Source organism: Streptomyces sp. NPDC012794, assembly GCF_042901085.1.
Lineage (GTDB): Bacteria > Actinomycetota > Actinomycetes > Streptomycetales > Streptomycetaceae > Streptomyces.
Genome location: NZ_JBIBCI010000004.1, coordinates 138,361 through 155,112, shown reverse-complemented (window position 1 = coordinate 155,112; position 16,752 = coordinate 138,361). Strand labels below are relative to the sequence as shown.

The window sequence follows — 16,752 nt, the reverse complement described above, 5'->3', positions numbered from 1 at the left end:
GACCGACTGGACGCCGGACCTGTCTTCCTGGTTCTGCAACGCACGACCGTACCCGTCGGTGCCCGCGGCCTGTCACTCGTGGGACGTAGGATTCGAAGCTGCCGCCCCTCTCTCCTCAGGAGGCCCCCACCGTGACCAAGACGCCGTTCACGCACCTGCACGTCCACACCCAGTACTCGCTGCTGGACGGTGCCGCGCGGCTGAAGGACATGTTCGCTGCCTGCAATGAGATGGGCATGACGCACATCGCCATGTCCGACCACGGCAACCTCCACGGGGCGTACGACTTCTTCCACACCGCCCAGAAGGCCGGGATCACCCCGATCATCGGCATCGAGGCCTATGTCGCCCCCGAGTCCCGGCGCAACAAGCGCCGCATCCAGTGGGGCCAGCCCCACCAGAAGCGGGACGACGTCTCCGGCTCCGGCGGTTACACCCACAAGACGATCTGGGCGGCGAACGCCACCGGTCTGCACAACCTCTTCCGGCTGTCGTCCGACGCCTACGCCGAGGGCTGGCTCACGAAGTGGCCGCGCATGGACAAGGAGACCATCAGCAAGTGGTCGGAGGGCCTGATCGCCTCCACCGGCTGCCCCTCCGGCGAGCTCCAGACGCGCCTCCGCCTCGGCCAGTTCGACGAGGCCCTGAAGTCGGCCTCCGAGTACCAGGACATCTTCGGCAAGGACCGCTACTTCCTGGAGCTGATGGACCACGGCATCGAGATCGAGCGCCGGGTCCGCGACGGCCTGCTGGAGATCGGCAAGAAGCTCGGCATCCCGCCGCTGGTGACGAACGACTCGCACTACACGTACGCGCACGAGGCCGCCGCCCACGACGCCCTGCTGTGCATCCAGACCGGCAAGAACCTCTCGGATCCCGACCGCTTCCGCTTCGACGGGTCCGGCTACTACCTGAAGTCGACCGACGAGATGTACGCGATCGACTCCTCGGACGCCTGGCAGGAGGGCTGCGCCAACACGAAGCTGGTCGCGGACCAGATCGACACCGAGGGAATGTTCACCTTCCGGAACCTGATGCCGAAGTTCGACATCCCGGAGGGCTACACCGAGGTCACCTGGTTCCGCGAGGAGACCATGCGCGGCATGCACCGCCGCTTCCCCGGGGGCATCCCCGAGGACCGCATGCGCCAGGTCGAGTACGAGATGGACACGATCATCTCGATGGGCTTCCCGGGCTACTTCCTCGTGGTCGCCGACTTCATCATGTGGGCCAAGAACCAGGGCATCGCGGTGGGCCCCGGCCGAGGCTCCGCGGCCGGCTCGATCGTCGCGTACGCCATGGGCATCACCGACCTCGACCCGATCCCGCACGGCCTGATCTTCGAGCGCTTCCTGAACCCCGAGCGCGTCTCCATGCCCGACGTCGACATCGACTTCGACGAGCGCAGGCGCGTCGAGGTGATCCGGTACGTCACGGAGAAGTACGGCCAGGACAAGGTCGCCATGATCGGCACCTACGGCACCATCAAGGCCAAGAACGCGATCAAGGACTCGGCCCGCGTCCTCGGCTACCCGTACGCCATGGGCGACCGCCTCACCAAGGCCATGCCCGCCGACGTCCTCGGCAAGGGCATCCCGCTCTCCGGCATCCTCGACCCCTCGCACCCCCGCTACAGCGAGGCCGGCGAGATCCGCAGCATGTACGAGAACGAGCCCGACGTGAAGAAGGTCATCGACACCGCCCGCGGTGTGGAGGGCCTCGTCCGCCAGATGGGCGTCCACGCCGCCGGCGTGATCATGTCCAGCGAGCCCATCGTGGACCACGTCCCCGTCTGGGTGCGGCACACCGACGGCGTCACCATCACCCAGTGGGACTACCCGAGCTGCGAGTCGCTCGGCCTGCTGAAGATGGACTTCCTCGGCCTGCGCAACCTCACGATCATGGACGACGCCGTCAAGATGGTGAAGGCCAACAAGGGGATCGACATCGACCTCCTGGCCCTCCCGCTCGACGACCCCAAGACCTTCGAACTGCTCGGCCGGGGCGACACCCTCGGCGTCTTCCAGTTCGACGGCGGGCCCATGCGCTCCCTGCTGCGCCTGATGAAGCCCGACAACTTCGAAGACATCTCCGCCGTGTCCGCGCTCTACCGCCCGGGCCCGATGGGCATGAACTCCCACACGAACTACGCCCTGCGCAAGAACAAGCAGCAGGAGATCACCCCGATCCACCCCGAGCTGGAGAAGCCGCTCGAAGAGGTGCTCGCGGTCACCTACGGCCTGATCGTCTACCAGGAGCAGGTGCAGAAGGCCGCCCAGATCATCGCCGGGTACTCGCTCGGCGAGGCCGACATCCTGCGCCGCGTCATGGGCAAGAAGAAGCCCGAGGAACTGGCGAAGAACTTCACGATCTTCCAGGCGGGAGCCCGCAAGAACGGCTACTCCGACGAGGCCATCCAGAAGCTCTGGGACGTCCTGGTCCCCTTCGCCGGCTACGCCTTCAACAAGGCCCACTCGGCCGCGTACGGCCTGGTCTCCTACTGGACCGCCTACCTCAAGGCGAACTACCCGGCCGAGTACATGGCCGGCCTGCTCACCTCGGTCAAGGACGACAAGGACAAGTCCGCGATCTACCTCAACGAGTGCCGCCGCATGGGCATCAAGGTGCTCCCGCCGAACGTGAACGAGTCGGAGTCCAACTTCGCCGCCCAGGGCGACGACGTGATCCTCTTCGGGCTCACCGCCGTGCGCAACGTCGGCCAGAACGTCGTCGACTCGATCATCAAGACCAGGAAGTCCAAGGGGAAGTTCTCCTCCTTCCCGGACTTCCTGGACAAGGTCGAGGCCGTCGTCTGCAACAAGCGCACCATCGAGTCGCTGATCAAGGCCGGGGCCTTCGACGAGATGGGCCACACCCGCAAGGGCCTGGTCGCCCACCACGAATCGATGATCGACAACGTGGTCGCGGTCAAGCGCAAGGAGGCCGAGGGACAGTTCGACCTCTTCGGCGGAATGGGTGACGAGGACGGCGGCGACGAGCCCGGCTTCGGCCTGGACGTGGAGTTCTCCGACGTCGAGTGGGAGAAGTCCTACCTGCTCGCCCAGGAGCGCGAGATGCTCGGCCTCTACGTCTCCGACCACCCGCTCTTCGGCCTGGAGCACGTCCTGTCCGACAAGACGGACGCCGGCATCTCCCAGCTCACCGGCGGGGAGCACTCCGACGGCGCCGTCGTCACCATCGGCGGCATCATCTCCGGCCTCCAGCGCAAGATGACCAAGCAGGGCAACGCCTGGGCCATCGCCACCGTCGAGGACCTGGCCGGCTCCATCGAGTGCATGTTCTTCCCCGCGACCTACCAGCTCGTCTCCACCCAGCTGGTCGAGGACACCGTCGTCTTCGTCAAGGGCCGCCTCGACAAGCGCGAGGACGTCCCCCGGCTCGTCGCGATGGAGATGATGGTCCCCGACCTGTCCTCGGCCGGTACCAACGCCCCCGTCGTGCTCACCATCCCCACCGTCAAGGTCACCCCGCCGATGGTGACCCGTCTGGGCGAGATCCTGCGCCACCACAAGGGCAACACCGAGGTGCGGATCAAGCTCCAGGGGCCGCGCACCACCACCGTGCTCCGCCTCGACCGGCACCGGGTCCAGCCGGACCCGGCCCTCTTCGGCGACCTCAAGGTGCTGCTCGGCCCCTCCTGCCTGGCGGGCTAGGCCACCACGGTCCAGAGGCGCCGACGCGTCCGCACGTACGGAAGGGCCCTGCCGGCGACGCCGGCGGGCCCTTCCGTCGTCCGCGCGCGGGCGTCAGTTGTGGCCGAAGCGCTTCTGCTTGCTCTTGTGGGCCATGTCCAGCGGGCTCGGCGACTGGGAGGAGCGTTCCTGCGGCGCCGCCTCGCCCGAACTCCGCTCCTGGGCGGACGAACGCTGCTGCTGCTTCGCGGGCTGCTTCTGATTCTTGTTCTTGGCCATGGAACGCCTCCGTGGGGGGTGTAGGGACCGGGGCCGCCTTCACATTCACACAACCCTACAAACCGCGCATTTTGGATCATTGTCGAGCGTAGCGACCGCCCCTGCCGCCGCCGCCCGGGAGATACGCCACGCCGATGATCGAGTTCCGGCCGTCAACACCCTTGCGGTCGGGCAGACTCGGGGAAAACCTGTGAGGACCCCCACGGAAGAGGGTGGAACGCGTGGACCGCTGCGTCGTCCTGGTGGACGCCGGATACCTGCTGGGCGCCGCCGCGAGCCTCCTCGCCGGGGAACCCTCCCGCTCCCGCATCACCGTCGACCACTCCGCCCTCATCCAGGGCCTGCGCGAGCGCGCCGAGGCCGACACCCAGCAGCCCCTCCTGCGGATCTACTGGTTCGACGGAGCCCCCGACCGGGTGCCCCAGCCCGAGCACCGCCGACTGCGCGTCATGCCCCGCGTCACCGTCCGGCTCGGCGCGCTGACCCGCAGCGACGGCCGCTGGGCGCAGAAGGGCGTCGACGCCGCCATGCACGCCGAACTCACCGAGCTCGCCCGCAACCGGGCCTGCTCCGACGTGGTCCTCGTCACCGGCGACGGCGACCTGCTGCCCGGCCTCATGTCCGCCAAGGAACACGGAGTCGCCGTCCACCTGTGGGCCGTCCAGGCCGCCGACGGGGACTACAACCAGTCCGAGGACCTCGTCGCCGAAGCCGACGAACGCCGCGTCCTCGACCGCGCCTGGATCACCCGCGCCGTCCGCGCCCGCGACCTCGCCGGGCTCTGCGCCCCGCCGCCCGCGCCCCGCCCCGAGATCGCCGCGATCCTCTCCGCACCCCTGCCCGAGGCGGCCCTCGCCGAAGCCGCCCGCAACGGCACCGCCGCCACCCCCGAGGCCCGCCCGAACGGAGCACCCGTACCGGCGCCCGCCACCGAAGGGGCCAAGCCCGTCCCCACCCCGAAGGACCTCGCCGCACTCCGCGCGCCCTCCCCCGTCCACGCCGCCGCCCCGGCCGGACACGGAGCGCCCAGCCCCGCCGGCAGCGCCCTGCGCTGGTCCTCCGACAAGGGCTGGATCGACCGCGCCGGACCGCTCGGCGAACCCGCCGAGACCGCCTCGCTGCCCACCCTCGCCCAGCTCACCAGCGCCGAGCAGCGCTGGGCCGACCGCGAGGAGGACATCACCACCGTCGGCGGCGACCCCTTCGAGGTCGGCCAGGTCTTCGCCCGGCGCTGGATGGAACGCCTTCCCGAGACCGCCCACCTGCAGAAACTGGCCACCATGTACCCCCGGGTCCCGCACCGGATCGACGGGGAGCTGCTGCGCTACGCCGCCCGCTTCGGGCTCCTCGCCCACAAGGACGACCAGATCGACGAGCACGACCGCTACGCCATCCGTGCCGGGTTCTGGAGGGAGATCGACGTCCGCGCCGCGGCCGAGCACGTCGGCGGTCCCACGGCCGCCGTACCGGGGTCGCCGACGACCCCGGCGGCCGAGTAGCGCCGGAAGCCGCGTAGGCTGCTCCCTCGTGAGTACGGGCACAGCACAGGCAGGACCCACCACGGCAGCGGCCGCGGAGGCCGCTTCGGACGTGGTCTGCGCGGTGCGTGACCTGGTCAAGACCTACCCCGCCGTACGCGGCCGGCGCGGCGCCCCCGCCCTGCCCCGGACCCGGGCCAACGACGGGATCTCCCTGCAGGTCCGGCGCGGCGAGGTCTTCGGCCTGCTCGGCCCCAACGGCGCCGGCAAGTCCACCCTGGTCCGCCAGCTCACCGGGCTGCTGCGGCCCGACTCCGGCTCCGTGAACCTGCTCGGCCACGACCTCGTACGCCACCCCGAGCGGGCCTCCCGGCTGCTGGCCTACCTCGGACAGGAGTCCACCGCCCTCGACGAGCTCACCGTCGCGCTGGCCGCCGAGACCACCGGCCGGCTCCGCGGGCTCGCCGTGCGCGAGGCGCGGGCCGCGCGGGACGGCGTACTGGAGGAACTCGGGCTGACCGAGATCGCCGCGCGCCCCCTGAAGAAGCTCTCCGGCGGACAGCGCCGGCTCGCCTGCTTCGCCGCCGCACTGGTGGGGGAGCGGCCGGTCCTGGTCCTGGACGAGCCCACCACCGGCATGGACCCCGTGGCCCGGCGGGCCGTCTGGGAGGCCGTGGACCGGCGGCGCCGGAGCCAGGGGGCCACGGTCCTGCTCGTCACCCACAACGTCATCGAGGCCGAGACCGTCCTCGACCGGGTCGCCGTCGTCGACCAGGGCCGGGTCATCGCCTGCGACACCCCGGCCGGCCTCAAGGCCAAGGTCTCCGACGAGGTCCGCCTGGAGCTCGTCTGGCGCACCGCCCCGCCGCTGGACGTGCCCGAGGTCGCGTCGCTCGCCCCGCTGGCCGCCGAGTCCGGCCGCCGCTGGGTGCTGCGGCTGGGACAGGCCGAGGCCCGCGCGGCCGTCGCCGCCGTGACCGGTGGCCCGGCCTTCGCCGCCCTCGACGATTTCACGCTGGCCACGCCGAGCCTGGAGGACGTGTACCTCGCGCTGGGCGGCCGTACGAAGGGTCTGGTCAAGTCGTGACCACCGCTGCCGCCGCCCCCGCTCCCGCTCCCGCGGACCTCGCGCCGCGCGCTCGGCTGTTCCCGGCGCTCGCCGCCGTCTACCGGGCCCAGCTGTCCCGGGCCCGGGTTGCCCGGATACCGCTGCTGTTCGTCGCCACCTTCCAGTCCGTCGGGATCATGGTCCTGATGCGGGGCGTGGTGGACGGCGGCTCGGAGGCTCGGGCCGTCGTCGCGGGCTCCTCCGTCCTGGTCGTCGCCTTCGTCGCGCTGAACCTGCTCGCGCAGTACTTCGGGCAGCTGCGGGCCGGTGGCGGCCTCGACCACTACGCCACCCTGCCGGTGCCGCCCGCCTCGGTGGTGCTGGGCGCCGCGGCCGCGTACGCCTCCTTCACCCTGCCGGGCACGCTGGTGACGGCCGTCTTCGGCTGCGTGCTGTTCGGCCTGCCGATGGGCGGGCTGTGGATCCTCGCCGCCGTGGTGCCCCTGGCCGGGGCCGCCCTCGCCGGGCTGGGCGCCGCGCTGGGACTGCTCGCACCGCGCCAGGAGCTGGCCACGCTGGCCGGGCAGCTGGGCATGTCGGCGGCGCTGCTGCTGGGCGTGCTGCCCGCCGAACGGATGCCGGACGTCATCGTGTGGGCGCGGGACCTGCTGCCGTCCACGTACGGGGTGGAGGCCTTCGCGGAGACCTTCGCCCCGCACCCCGACTGGGCGGCGGTCGTCCTCGACCTCGGGGTGTGCGCGGCCGTCGGCGTACTGTCCCTGGCCCTCGCGACCTGGGCGTACCGGAGGGCGGCGGTCCGCTGACGGCCCCGCCCGGCCGCCCCTTCCGTTCCGAGACCTGGCACGATGTGGGAGTGACCGAAGCCGTGACCCCGCAGCAGCAGCCGACCGTGTCCCCGCTCCCCGAGCCGGAGGCCGCCGTCACCCCGGCGGACATCCGCGACGGGGCCGCCGTCACCCTCGTGGTGGGCGTGTCCGGGGTACTGCTCGGGCTGCTGTGGACCTGGCTCGCGCCGCGCGTGCAGTACGTCTCCAACGGCGAGGCCGTCTTCCTGCGCAACACCGAGAGCGAGGCGCGGATCGGCGCCGACGGCACCTTCTTCCTGCTGGCCCTGGGGCTCGGCGTGCTCACCGCGGTGGGCGTCTTCCTGTGGCGCCGGCGCGGGGGCGTCCCGCTGGTGATCGGGCTGGCCCTCGGAGCCTGCTTCGCCTCGCTGGCGGGATGGCGGTTCGGGCTGTGGCTCGACCCCGGCGTGAACGTCCCGGCCGCCGCCGCCAAGGCGGGCAAGGGGGTGCCGTTCGACGCGCCGCTGCAACTGCTCGCGCACGGGGTGCTGCTGGTGTGGCCCATGGCGGCCGTCGCGGTGCACCTGGGCCTGACGGCCCTGTGGGGGCCGCGCGACCCCGAGCCGAAGGACGACTGGCACCCGGGGGACGCGTACCCCCCGCCGCACGTGCACTCCTCCTGACCGGCGCCGCTCCACCGGCGCCACGTCACCGGCGCTGCTTCGCCGGCGGTACCCAGCCGGCGCTACTTCGACGGCACGCCCTGGGGGCGGGCGATCGGGGCCAGCGTGGCGCCCGTGAGCGTGGTCAGCGCCGCGGGGGCGAGCTCCACCTCCAGGCCCCGGCGGCCCGCCGAGACGCAGATCGTGGCATGCCCCGACGCGGACGCGTCCAGCACCGTACGCAGCCGCTTGCGCTGCCCCAGCGGGGAGATGCCGCCGCGGACGTACCCCGTGGTGCGCTCCGCCAGCGCCGGGTCGGCCATCGCCGCCCGCTTCCCGCCCACCGCGGCCGCCAGGGCCTTGAGGTCCAGCGAGCCGGAGACCGGGACCACCGCCACCGTCAGGGCCCCGTCCACGTCGGCGACCAGGGTCTTGAACACCTGGTCCGGGGAGACGCCCAGGGCCTGCGCCGCCTCCTCGCCGTACGAGGGGTGCGCCGGGTCGTGCTCGTAGGCGTGGGTGGTGAAGTCGACGCCCGACGCGGTGAGGGCGGTGATGGCCGGCGTGCCCGCAGGCTGCTGCTTCTTCTTCGCCATGGGCTCAGTTCGGACTCGTCGGAGCACGGGTCAGGTCCACCGCCGGCAGGGACGGCAGGTGCCGGATCACGGCCGTCTCGGCACGGAGCAGCTTCAGCTCCTCCGCGAGGCGGGTCGCGGTGTCCGGGGCCTGGAGCAGGCGCTGCTTCGACGGCGTGTCCAGTACGGCGGCGGCCGCCACCAGGTACGACACCACCGACGGCTCGTCCGGCAGCTCCGCCGCGGAGGCCAGCGACCGCTCACGGGCCCCGGCCAGCCGCTTCTGGTAGCTGCGGAAGGCCCGCAGCACCCCCTCGGACAGGGCGCCCGCGCCCTCGCCCGCGTCCTCCGCGAGCTCCTCCAGCTCCGCGACCAGGAACGGCCCCGACGCGTCGACCGAGAGCAGCCGCACCCGCGTCGTGCCGGTGGCCAGCACCTCGAAGCTGCCGTCCTCCCGCTCCCGGATCGTCGCCGCGTCCGCGATGCAGCCCACCCGGTGGAACGCCTGGACCGGGTCCGGACCGAAGCCCGCAGCCGGGCCCTTCTCGGGCAGGGCCGTCTGGTCCGGCAGTCCGGGCGCGGTCGGGGCGACCTCCCGGCCGTCGCGGATCGCGACGACCGCGAACCGGCGCGGCTCGTCCTCCGCGGTCTTCAGCAGCTCGCGCATCATGGCGCGATACCGCTCCTCGAAGACGTTCAGCGGCAGCACGAGGCCCGGGAACAGCACCGAGTTCAGCGGGAAGAGGGGCAGGCGAACGGTGGTCACCTGCCACAGGGTAGTGGCCGGACGGCCCGGGCCGTCACCCCCGCCTCAGCAGCCGCGACGCGCCCGCCGCCACCGTCGTGGCCAGGATCCAGCCCAGCAGCACCAGCGCCGCCGACCCCCACTGCCAGCCGCCCTCCAGCTTCCACTGGCCCTGCTGGCCCAGGTCGATCACCGGGAGCAGGAGGTCGAGCGCGTACAGGGCGGCGTCCCACTGCGGGTGCTCGTCCGCCTTGATCGGCGACGGCTCGTGCCGCAGGTACAGCAGGGTGCCCGCCGCCCACAGCACCGCCATCCACAGCGCCGCCCGCCCCGGCCGGTACCCGTAGACCACCGTCCAGTCCTGGAGGTACCCCCACGCCCTGGCCGCCGGGGGGAGCGTGGCCCGGCGGCGGCGCTGCTTGGCCACCAGCACCTCGCGGGCGCCGGCGTCCTCCCCGCCGGCGCGCAGCACGGCGGCGAGCAGCTCGTACGGGCCCGGGGAGTACTCGGGCGTGGCCGCCTCCAGCCACTCCAGGCGGCGTGGGAGCGGGAAGTGGCCCCGGGGCGCGAGGTCCTCGTAGACGAATCCCTCCATGGACACCCGCCCGCGCCCGGGCCAGCTCGTCGACCGGTCGACGAGCTTGACCACCTTCGCGCCGGACACCACCACCCGGCCCGTTTCCGGGGCCTCGCCGACGAACCGCAGCTCGGGCGTCTGCACCCGCCGCAGCGACAGCTCCTGGTCGGGCAGCAGCTCGAACCGGGCCCCGTGGAAATCGACCGAGTCGCCGAACCGGCCGTCGTCCAGCCGCAGCCCGCCCCGGCACTCGAAGTGCTGCACCGGCCCTCCGGTCGTGGGGGTCGTGCTCCAGCCGTACGGGCGGTCCGCGTCGCCCGTGGGGGAGGCCAGGCCGATGGAGGTCAGGTACAGGGTCCGCTCGACGGTCAGGGTCGGGGCGTTCAGCGCGCGCCGGCCGTGCCGGTTGCTCAGCCGCGCCCCGCGCAGGCTCATCGAGGCCCCCACCTTCGCCCCGCGCAGGCTCACCTCCCCGTGCGTCTCCAGCATGTCGCCGTGGAAGTCCTGCGCGACCGCCATCCCGTCGGCGGCGACGGCCCGGCCCCGGCCGTCCCGCCGGACCACCGCCCGGCCGAGCAGCAGGTCGGTGCCGATCTGCGCGTCGGTCAGCCGGATCCCGCGCGCCACCCGGCAGCGCGCCAGGTGCAGGTCCCCCTCGGTGTGCAGCCGGGCCCCCTCCAGCCGGGGTATCGCGCAGTTGTCCAGCCGCAGCGTGCCGAAGCGGGTCTCGGACACCTGGATCTCGCCGTCGAAGCGGCACGAGCGGATCTCCACGTACGGGGCCACCGTGCCACCGGACAGGTCCAGCCGCCCGGTGATCCGCGCCCCGCGCAGCTTCAGGCACCCGACCCGGCCCGGGACCGGCGCCGGCCCGGCGAGCAGCAGGTGCGCCACCACCTCCGCCCGGACCCGGCGCTCCGGGCCCCAGGCCGGGCCGGAGTGCGGATCGTCCAGGCCGGCGGTCCGGGCGCCGAGGTCGCAGACGGCGCCCGCCCGGAAGGCCTCCCACATCCGCTGTTCGGCCCCCGTCAGGCCGTCCGGCGGCCCGTCCCCGCGCGCTTCGGTCATGGCAGCCCCCCGCTGTCATTCACGTGTACGAGAACGCTAAGGGGCGGCGGTGACGTCCGGGGCGTGTATCAGCCAGTGATACGGGCGGACGGTCGTGGGAGGCGGTCTGAGAGAATTGGGGCGTGATCTCTCGTATCGACCTGCGCGGTGACGCCCTCCCCGAGGGCGGCGCCCTGCGCGACCTGCTGCCCCGTGCCGAGTTCGACGTGGAAGCCGCCCTGGAGAAGGTGCGGCCCATCTGCGAGGACGTCCATCATCGTGGCACGGCGGCGCTGATCGAGTACGCGCGGAAGTTCGACGGCGTCGAGCTCACGCAGGTCCGGGTACCCGCGGAGGCCCTCGCGGCAGCCCTGGAGCAGCTCGACCCGGCCGTCCGCGCCGCCCTGGAGGAGTCCATCCGGCGCGCCCGGATCGTGCACCGCAACCAGCGCCGCACCGAGCACGTCACCCAGGTGGTCCCGGGCGGCACCGTGACCGAGAAGTGGGTTCCGGTCGAGCGCGTCGGGCTGTACGCGCCGGGCGGCCGCTCGGTGTACCCGTCCTCCGTCGTGATGAACGTCGTCCCGGCCCAGGAGGCGGGCGTCGAGTCGATCGCGCTGGCGTCTCCGCCGCAGAGGGAGTTCGGCGGCCTGCCGCACCCGACGATCCTCGCCGCGTGCGCGCTGCTCGGCGTGGACGAGGTGTACGCCGCCGGCGGCGCCGTGGCCGTCGCGATGTTCGCGTACGGCACCGAGGACTGCCTGCCCGTCAACATGGTGACCGGCCCCGGCAACATCTGGGTCGCCGCCGCCAAGCGCTACTTCACCGGCAAGATCGGCATCGACACCGAGGCCGGCCCCACGGAGATCGCGGTCCTCGCGGACTCCACCGCCGACCCGGTGCACGTCGCCGCCGACCTGATCAGCCAAGCCGAGCACGACCCGCTGGCCGCCGCCGTCCTCGTCACGGACTCCGCGGAGCTCGCGGCCGCCGTCGAGAAGGAGCTGGAGCCGCAGGTCGCCGCGACCAAGCACGTCGAGGACCGGATCAAGCCCGCCCTCGCGGGCAAGCAGTCCGCGATCGTGCTGGTCGACACCCTGGAGGACGGCCTCAAGGTCGTCGACGCGTACGGCGCCGAGCACCTGGAGATCCAGACCGCCGACGCCGCCGCCTGGGCCGCCCGCGTGCGCAACGCCGGGGCGATCTTCGTCGGGCCCTGGGCGCCGGTCTCCCTCGGCGACTACTGCGCCGGCTCCAACCACGTCCTGCCCACCGGCGGCTGCGCCTGCCACTCCTCGGGCCTGTCCGTCCAGTCCTTCCTGCGCGGCATCCACATCGTCGACTACACGCGCGACGCCCTCGCCGAGGTCACCCACCACGTGGTGACGCTGGCCGAGGCCGAGGACCTGCCCGCGCACGGCGCCGCCCTCAAGGCGCGCTTCGGATGGAAGGTGCCCGGACAGTGACCTTCGGCATCGACGACCTCCCGATCCGGGACGAACTGCGCGGCAAGAGCCCCTACGGCGCCCCGCAGCTCGACGTGCCCGTCCAGCTGAACACCAACGAGAACCCGTACGAGCTGCCCGAGCCGCTCGTACGGCGCATCGCCGAACGCGTCGCCGAGGCGGCCCGCACCCTCAACCGCTACCCCGACCGGGACGCCGTCGAGCTGCGCACCCAGCTCGCCGCCTACCTCACCCGTACGGGCAAGCACCCCGTCGCCAAGGAGAACGTCTGGGCCGCCAACGGCTCCAACGAGGTCCTCCAGCAGCTGCTCCAGGCCTTCGGCGGCCCGGGGCGCACGGCGATCGGCTTCGAGCCCTCGTACTCCATGCACGCGCTCATCGCGCGCGGCACCGGCACGGGCTGGATCTCCGGCCCCCGCCGCGAGGACTTCACCATCGACGTGGAGGCGGCGGAGCGGGCGATCGCCGAGCACGCCCCCGACGTCGTCTTCATCACCTCGCCCAACAATCCGACGGGCACCGCCGTCGAGGCCGAGACCGTCCTCGCCCTGTACGAGGCCGCGCAGGCCGTCAAGCCCTCCCTGGTCGTCGTGGACGAGGCGTACGTGGAGTTCTCCCACCGCGACTCCCTCCTCCCGCTGATCGAGGGCCGCCCCTGCCTGGTGGTCTCCCGGACCATGTCCAAGGCCTTCGGCGCCGCGGGCCTGCGCCTGGGCTACCTCGCCGCGCACCCCGCGGTCGTCGACGCCGTGCAGCTCGTACGCCTGCCGTACCACCTGTCCGCCGTCACCCAGGCGACCGCGCTGGCCGCTCTGGAGCACACCGACACCCTGCTCGGCTACGTCGAGCAGCTCAAGGCCGAACGGGACCGCCTGGTCACCGAACTGCGGGCCATCGGGTACGAGGTCACCGAGTCCGACGCGAACTTCATCCAGTTCGGGAAGTTCGAGGACTCCCACACCGCCTGGCGGAAGATCCTCGACCAGGGCGTCCTGGTCCGGGACAACGGCGTACCGGGCCGGCTGCGGGTCACCGCAGGCACCCCGGCCGAGAACGACGCGTTCCTGGAAGCGGTTCGCGCACTGAAGAAGGAGCAGCACGCATGAGCCGCATCGGACGGGTCGAACGGACCACGAAGGAGACCTCGGTCCTCGTCGAGATAAACCTCGACGGCACGGGCAAGGTCGACGTCTCGACGGGCGTGGGCTTCTACGACCACATGCTCGACCAGCTCGGCCGCCACGGCCTCTTCGACCTCACGGTCAAGACGGACGGCGACCTGCACATCGACAGCCACCACACCATCGAGGACACCGCCCTCGCGCTGGGCGCCGCCTTCAAGCAGGCCCTCGGCGACAAGGTCGGCATCTACCGCTTCGGCAACTGCACCGTCCCGCTGGACGAATCCCTCGCCCAGGTGACCGTCGACCTCTCCGGCCGCCCCTACCTCGTGCACACCGAGCCCGAGAACATGGCGCCGATGATCGGCTCGTACGACACGACGATGACCCGGCACATCTTCGAGTCCTTCGTCGCACAGGCCCAGATCGCCCTGCACATCCACGTCCCGTACGGGCGCAACGCCCACCACATCGTGGAGTGCCAGTTCAAGGCCCTCGCCCGGGCCCTGCGCTACGCCGCCGAGTTCGACCCGCGCGCCGCCGGGATCCTGCCCTCCACGAAGGGCGCCCTCTAGCCGTGAACGGCCTGAACACCATCCTCATCGTCCTCGGCCTGTTCCTGGCCGGGGGCGTCTACTCCTTCCAGAAGCAGAAGATGCCCACCTCGGTGATCGTTCTGCTCGCCCTCGGCTCCGCGATGTGCCTCGCCGCGGGAGTCCTGCGAATCCAGGGAATTTGGGAATGAGCGCCAAGAAGAACGTCGTGGTCTTCGACTACGGCTTCGGCAACATCCGCTCCGCCGAGCGCGCCCTCGCGCGCGTCGGCGCGGACGTCGAGATCACCCGCGACTACGACAAGGCCATGGACGCCGACGGCCTCCTCGTCCCCGGTGTCGGCGCCTTCTCCGCCTGCATGCAGGGCCTGAAGGACGCCCGCGGCGACTGGATCATCGGCCGCAGGCTCTCCGGCGGCCGCCCCGTCATGGGGATCTGCGTCGGCATGCAGATCCTCTTCGAACGCGGCATCGAGCACGGCGTGGAGACCGAGGGCCTCGACGAGTGGCCCGGCACCGTCGGCCCGCTGAAGGCCCCCGTGGTCCCGCACATGGGCTGGAACACCGTCGAGGCCCCGGCCGACAGCCAGGCCTTCGCCGGTCTGGACGCCGACGCGCGCTTCTACTTCGTGCACTCCTACGCGGCCCACGACTGGAGCCTGGAAGTCACCAACCCGGTGATCCGCGCCCCCCGGGTCACCTGGGCCACCCACGGCGAGCGCTTCGTCGCGGCGGTGGAGAACGGGGCCCTGTGGGCCACCCAGTTCCACCCCGAGAAGTCCGGCGACGCCGGCGCCCAGCTCCTCACCAACTGGATCGAGACCCTCTGATGCCGAAGACTCTGGAACTCCTTCCCGCGGTCGACGTCCGCGACGGCCAGGCCGTACGCCTCGTGCACGGCGTGTCGGGCAGCGAGACCTCCTACGGCTCCCCGCTGGAGGCGGCCCTCGCCTGGCAGGCCGCCGGCGCCGAGTGGCTGCACCTCGTCGACCTGGACGCCGCCTTCGGCACCGGCGACAACCGGTCCCTGGTCGCCGAGATCACCCGGGCCATGGACATCAAGGTCGAGCTGTCCGGCGGCATCCGCGACGACGCCACGCTCGCCGCGGCCCTCGCCACCGGCTGCACCCGCGTCAACCTCGGCACCGCCGCCCTGGAGACCCCCGAGTGGGCCGCCAAGGCCATCGCCGAGCACGGCGACCGGATCGCCATCGGCCTCGACGTACGCGGCACCACCCTCAAGGGCCGCGGCTGGACCAGCGAGGGCGGCGACCTCTACGAGACCCTCGCCCGCCTGGACTCCGAGGGCTGCGCCCGCTACGTCGTCACCGACATCGGCAAGGACGGCACGCTCACCGGCCCCAACCTGGAGCTGCTGAGGAACGTCTGCGCCGCCACCGACCGGCCCGTCGTCGCCTCCGGCGGCGTCTCGTCCCTGGACGACCTGCGCGCCCTGTCCGGGCTCGTCCCCCTCGGCGTCGAGGGCGCCATCGTCGGCAAGGCCCTGTACGCCAAGGCCTTCACCCTGGAAGAGGCCCTGGAGGCGGTCCGCGCATGAGCTCCCCCGACGTACGCCGCATCTCCTCCGGCGGCCCCTACGAGGACGTCATCGGCTACTCCCGCGCCGTCGCCCTCCCCAACGGCCTGGTCCTGGTCTCCGGCTGCACGGCGGCCGACGCGGGCGGCCCGTACGACCAGACGGTCAAGGCCTTCGAGGTCGCCTTCAAGGCGCTCGCCGCGGCCGGACTCGGCCCCGAGCACGTGGTCCGCACCCGGATGTACCTGACGCACGCCCGGGACGTGGACGAGGTGGGCCGCGCCCACAAGGCGCTGTTCGACACCGTCCGCCCCGCCGCCACGATGCTCATCGTCTCCGGCTTCGTCGACCCCGGCATGGTCGTCGAGGTCGAGGTCGAGGCCTACGGGGAGGTGGCGCCGTGACCCTCGCCGTACGCGTGATCCCCTGCCTGGACGTGGACAACGGCCGGGTCGTCAAGGGCGTGAACTTCCAGAACCTGCGCGACGCCGGCGACCCGGTGGAGATGGCCAAGCTGTACGACGCCGAAGGCGCCGACGAGCTGACCTTCCTCGACATCACCGCCTCCTCCGGCAACCGCGAGACCACCTACGACGTGGTCCGGCGCACCGCCGAGCAGGTCTTCATCCCGCTCACCGTCGGCGGCGGCGTCCGCACCGCCGACGACGTCGACAAGCTGCTGCGGGCCGGCGCCGACAAGGTGGGCGTGAACACGGCCGCCATCGCCCGGCCCGAGCTGATCCAGGAGATCGCCGAGCGCTTCGGCCGCCAGGTCCTCGTCCTGTCGGTCGACGCCCGCCGCACCGGGACCGGCTCCTTCGAGGTCACCACGCACGGCGGCCGCCGGGGCACCGGCATCGACGCCGTCGAATGGGCGCACCGGGCGGCCGAACTGGGCGCCGGTGAGATCCTGCTGAACTCCATGGACGCCGACGGCACCAAGGACGGCTACGACACCGAGATGATCGCCGCCGTGCGCGCGCACGTCACCGTCCCGGTGATCGCCTCGGGCGGCGCCGGCAAGCTGGAGCACTTCGCGCCCGCCATCGGCGCGGGCGCCGACGCGGTCCTCGCCGCCTCGGTGTTCCACTTCGGCGACCTGCGCATCTCCGAGGTCAAGTCGGCCCTCCGCGAAGCCGGCCACCCGGTCCGCTGACCCCGGCCGTCCGGCCGGGCCCCCGCGAGGGCGGGCCCGGCCGGGCCCG

Annotated in this window: 17 protein-coding genes; 13 read left to right on the top strand and 4 right to left on the bottom strand. The window is 72.3% G+C overall.

Annotated features, from left to right (window positions below; all coding sequences use genetic code 11):
- The first annotated feature begins 131 nt into the window (after positions 1-131).
- On the top strand, positions 132-3,674 hold the full coding sequence (gene dnaE / locus ACFY7H_RS09340; protein ID WP_388935402.1) for a DNA polymerase III subunit alpha: 3,543 nt from the start codon (positions 132-134) through the stop codon (positions 3,672-3,674).
- A 93-nt stretch (positions 3,675-3,767) separates the two neighbouring features.
- Here dnaE and ACFY7H_RS09335 read toward each other — a convergent pair whose 3' ends face one another.
- Entirely contained in the window at positions 3,768-3,932 is a 165-nt protein-coding gene (locus tag ACFY7H_RS09335; RefSeq protein ID WP_388935400.1) for a hypothetical protein, read from the bottom strand.
- Positions 3,933-4,144: 212 nt separating this feature from the next.
- Between ACFY7H_RS09335 and ACFY7H_RS09330 the strand changes: the two genes are divergently transcribed.
- From ACFY7H_RS09330 to ACFY7H_RS09315, 4 genes are read left to right on the top strand one after another with little or no spacing between them, the layout of a single operon-like run.
- Entirely contained in the window at positions 4,145-5,431 is a 1,287-nt protein-coding gene (locus ACFY7H_RS09330) for an NYN domain-containing protein (RefSeq protein WP_388935397.1), read from the top strand.
- A gap of 28 nt (positions 5,432-5,459) precedes the next feature.
- Positions 5,460-6,497 carry an ABC transporter ATP-binding protein gene (locus ACFY7H_RS09325; protein ID WP_388935393.1) on the top strand — a complete coding sequence of 346 codons (1,038 nt, stop codon included), beginning with the start codon at positions 5,460-5,462 and terminating at the stop codon, positions 6,495-6,497.
- A complete protein-coding gene (locus tag ACFY7H_RS09320) occupies positions 6,494-7,282 on the top strand; it encodes an ABC transporter permease (RefSeq protein ID WP_388935390.1) in 789 nt (262 codons plus the stop codon). Before ACFY7H_RS09325 ends, ACFY7H_RS09320 begins: the two co-directional genes overlap by 4 nt.
- A gap of 50 nt (positions 7,283-7,332) precedes the next feature.
- Positions 7,333-7,947: a hypothetical protein gene (locus ACFY7H_RS09315; protein WP_388935386.1), complete on the top strand. Its 615-nt coding sequence runs from the start codon at positions 7,333-7,335 to the stop codon at positions 7,945-7,947.
- Positions 7,948-8,009: 62 nt separating this feature from the next.
- On the opposite strand, the gene ybaK is transcribed toward ACFY7H_RS09315, so the two are convergent.
- From ybaK to ACFY7H_RS09300, 3 genes are read right to left on the bottom strand one after another with little or no spacing between them, the layout of a single operon-like run.
- On the bottom strand, positions 8,010-8,522 hold the full coding sequence (ybaK, locus tag ACFY7H_RS09310) for a Cys-tRNA(Pro) deacylase (protein WP_388935383.1): 513 nt from the start codon (positions 8,520-8,522) through the stop codon (positions 8,010-8,012).
- Between the two features lie 4 nt (positions 8,523-8,526).
- A complete protein-coding gene (locus ACFY7H_RS09305; RefSeq protein ID WP_388935380.1) occupies positions 8,527-9,267 on the bottom strand; it encodes an LON peptidase substrate-binding domain-containing protein in 741 nt (246 codons plus the stop codon).
- Between the two features lie 34 nt (positions 9,268-9,301).
- The gene (locus tag ACFY7H_RS09300; protein ID WP_388935377.1) at positions 9,302-10,891 is read right to left on the bottom strand and encodes an oxidoreductase; all 1,590 of its coding nucleotides are present in this window, start codon (positions 10,889-10,891) and stop codon (positions 9,302-9,304) included.
- 122 nt (positions 10,892-11,013) lie between these two features.
- Here ACFY7H_RS09300 and hisD point away from each other — a divergent pair, with 122 nt between their 5' ends.
- Genes hisD through hisF form a run of 8 tightly spaced genes read left to right on the top strand, consistent with a single transcriptional unit; the run spans position 11,014 to position 16,703 of the window.
- Entirely contained in the window at positions 11,014-12,336 is a 1,323-nt protein-coding gene (hisD, locus tag ACFY7H_RS09295; RefSeq protein ID WP_388935374.1) for a histidinol dehydrogenase, read from the top strand.
- A complete protein-coding gene (locus tag ACFY7H_RS09290) occupies positions 12,333-13,442 on the top strand; it encodes a histidinol-phosphate transaminase (RefSeq protein ID WP_388935371.1) in 1,110 nt (369 codons plus the stop codon). Before hisD ends, ACFY7H_RS09290 begins: the two co-directional genes overlap by 4 nt.
- Positions 13,439-14,032 carry an imidazoleglycerol-phosphate dehydratase HisB gene (hisB, locus tag ACFY7H_RS09285; protein WP_266577736.1) on the top strand — a complete coding sequence of 198 codons (594 nt, stop codon included), beginning with the start codon at positions 13,439-13,441 and terminating at the stop codon, positions 14,030-14,032. Before ACFY7H_RS09290 ends, hisB begins: the two co-directional genes overlap by 4 nt.
- Positions 14,033-14,034: 2 nt before the next feature.
- Positions 14,035-14,202: a hypothetical protein gene (locus ACFY7H_RS09280; RefSeq protein WP_388935368.1), complete on the top strand. Its 168-nt coding sequence runs from the start codon at positions 14,035-14,037 to the stop codon at positions 14,200-14,202.
- Positions 14,199-14,840: an imidazole glycerol phosphate synthase subunit HisH gene (gene hisH, locus ACFY7H_RS09275; protein ID WP_388935365.1), complete on the top strand. Its 642-nt coding sequence runs from the start codon at positions 14,199-14,201 to the stop codon at positions 14,838-14,840. The genes ACFY7H_RS09280 and hisH overlap by 4 nt, the downstream gene beginning before the upstream one ends.
- Positions 14,840-15,568, top strand: a complete 729-nt coding sequence (gene priA / locus ACFY7H_RS09270; RefSeq protein ID WP_388935362.1) for a bifunctional 1-(5-phosphoribosyl)-5-((5-phosphoribosylamino)methylideneamino)imidazole-4-carboxamide isomerase/phosphoribosylanthranilate isomerase PriA — start codon at positions 14,840-14,842, stop codon at positions 15,566-15,568. Before hisH ends, priA begins: the two co-directional genes overlap by 1 nt.
- Entirely contained in the window at positions 15,565-15,951 is a 387-nt protein-coding gene (locus tag ACFY7H_RS09265) for a RidA family protein (RefSeq protein ID WP_388935359.1), read from the top strand. The genes priA and ACFY7H_RS09265 overlap by 4 nt, the downstream gene beginning before the upstream one ends.
- The gene (gene hisF / locus ACFY7H_RS09260) at positions 15,948-16,703 is read left to right on the top strand and encodes an imidazole glycerol phosphate synthase subunit HisF (RefSeq protein WP_388935357.1); all 756 of its coding nucleotides are present in this window, start codon (positions 15,948-15,950) and stop codon (positions 16,701-16,703) included. The genes ACFY7H_RS09265 and hisF overlap by 4 nt, the downstream gene beginning before the upstream one ends.
- Positions 16,704-16,752 lie beyond the last annotated feature (49 nt).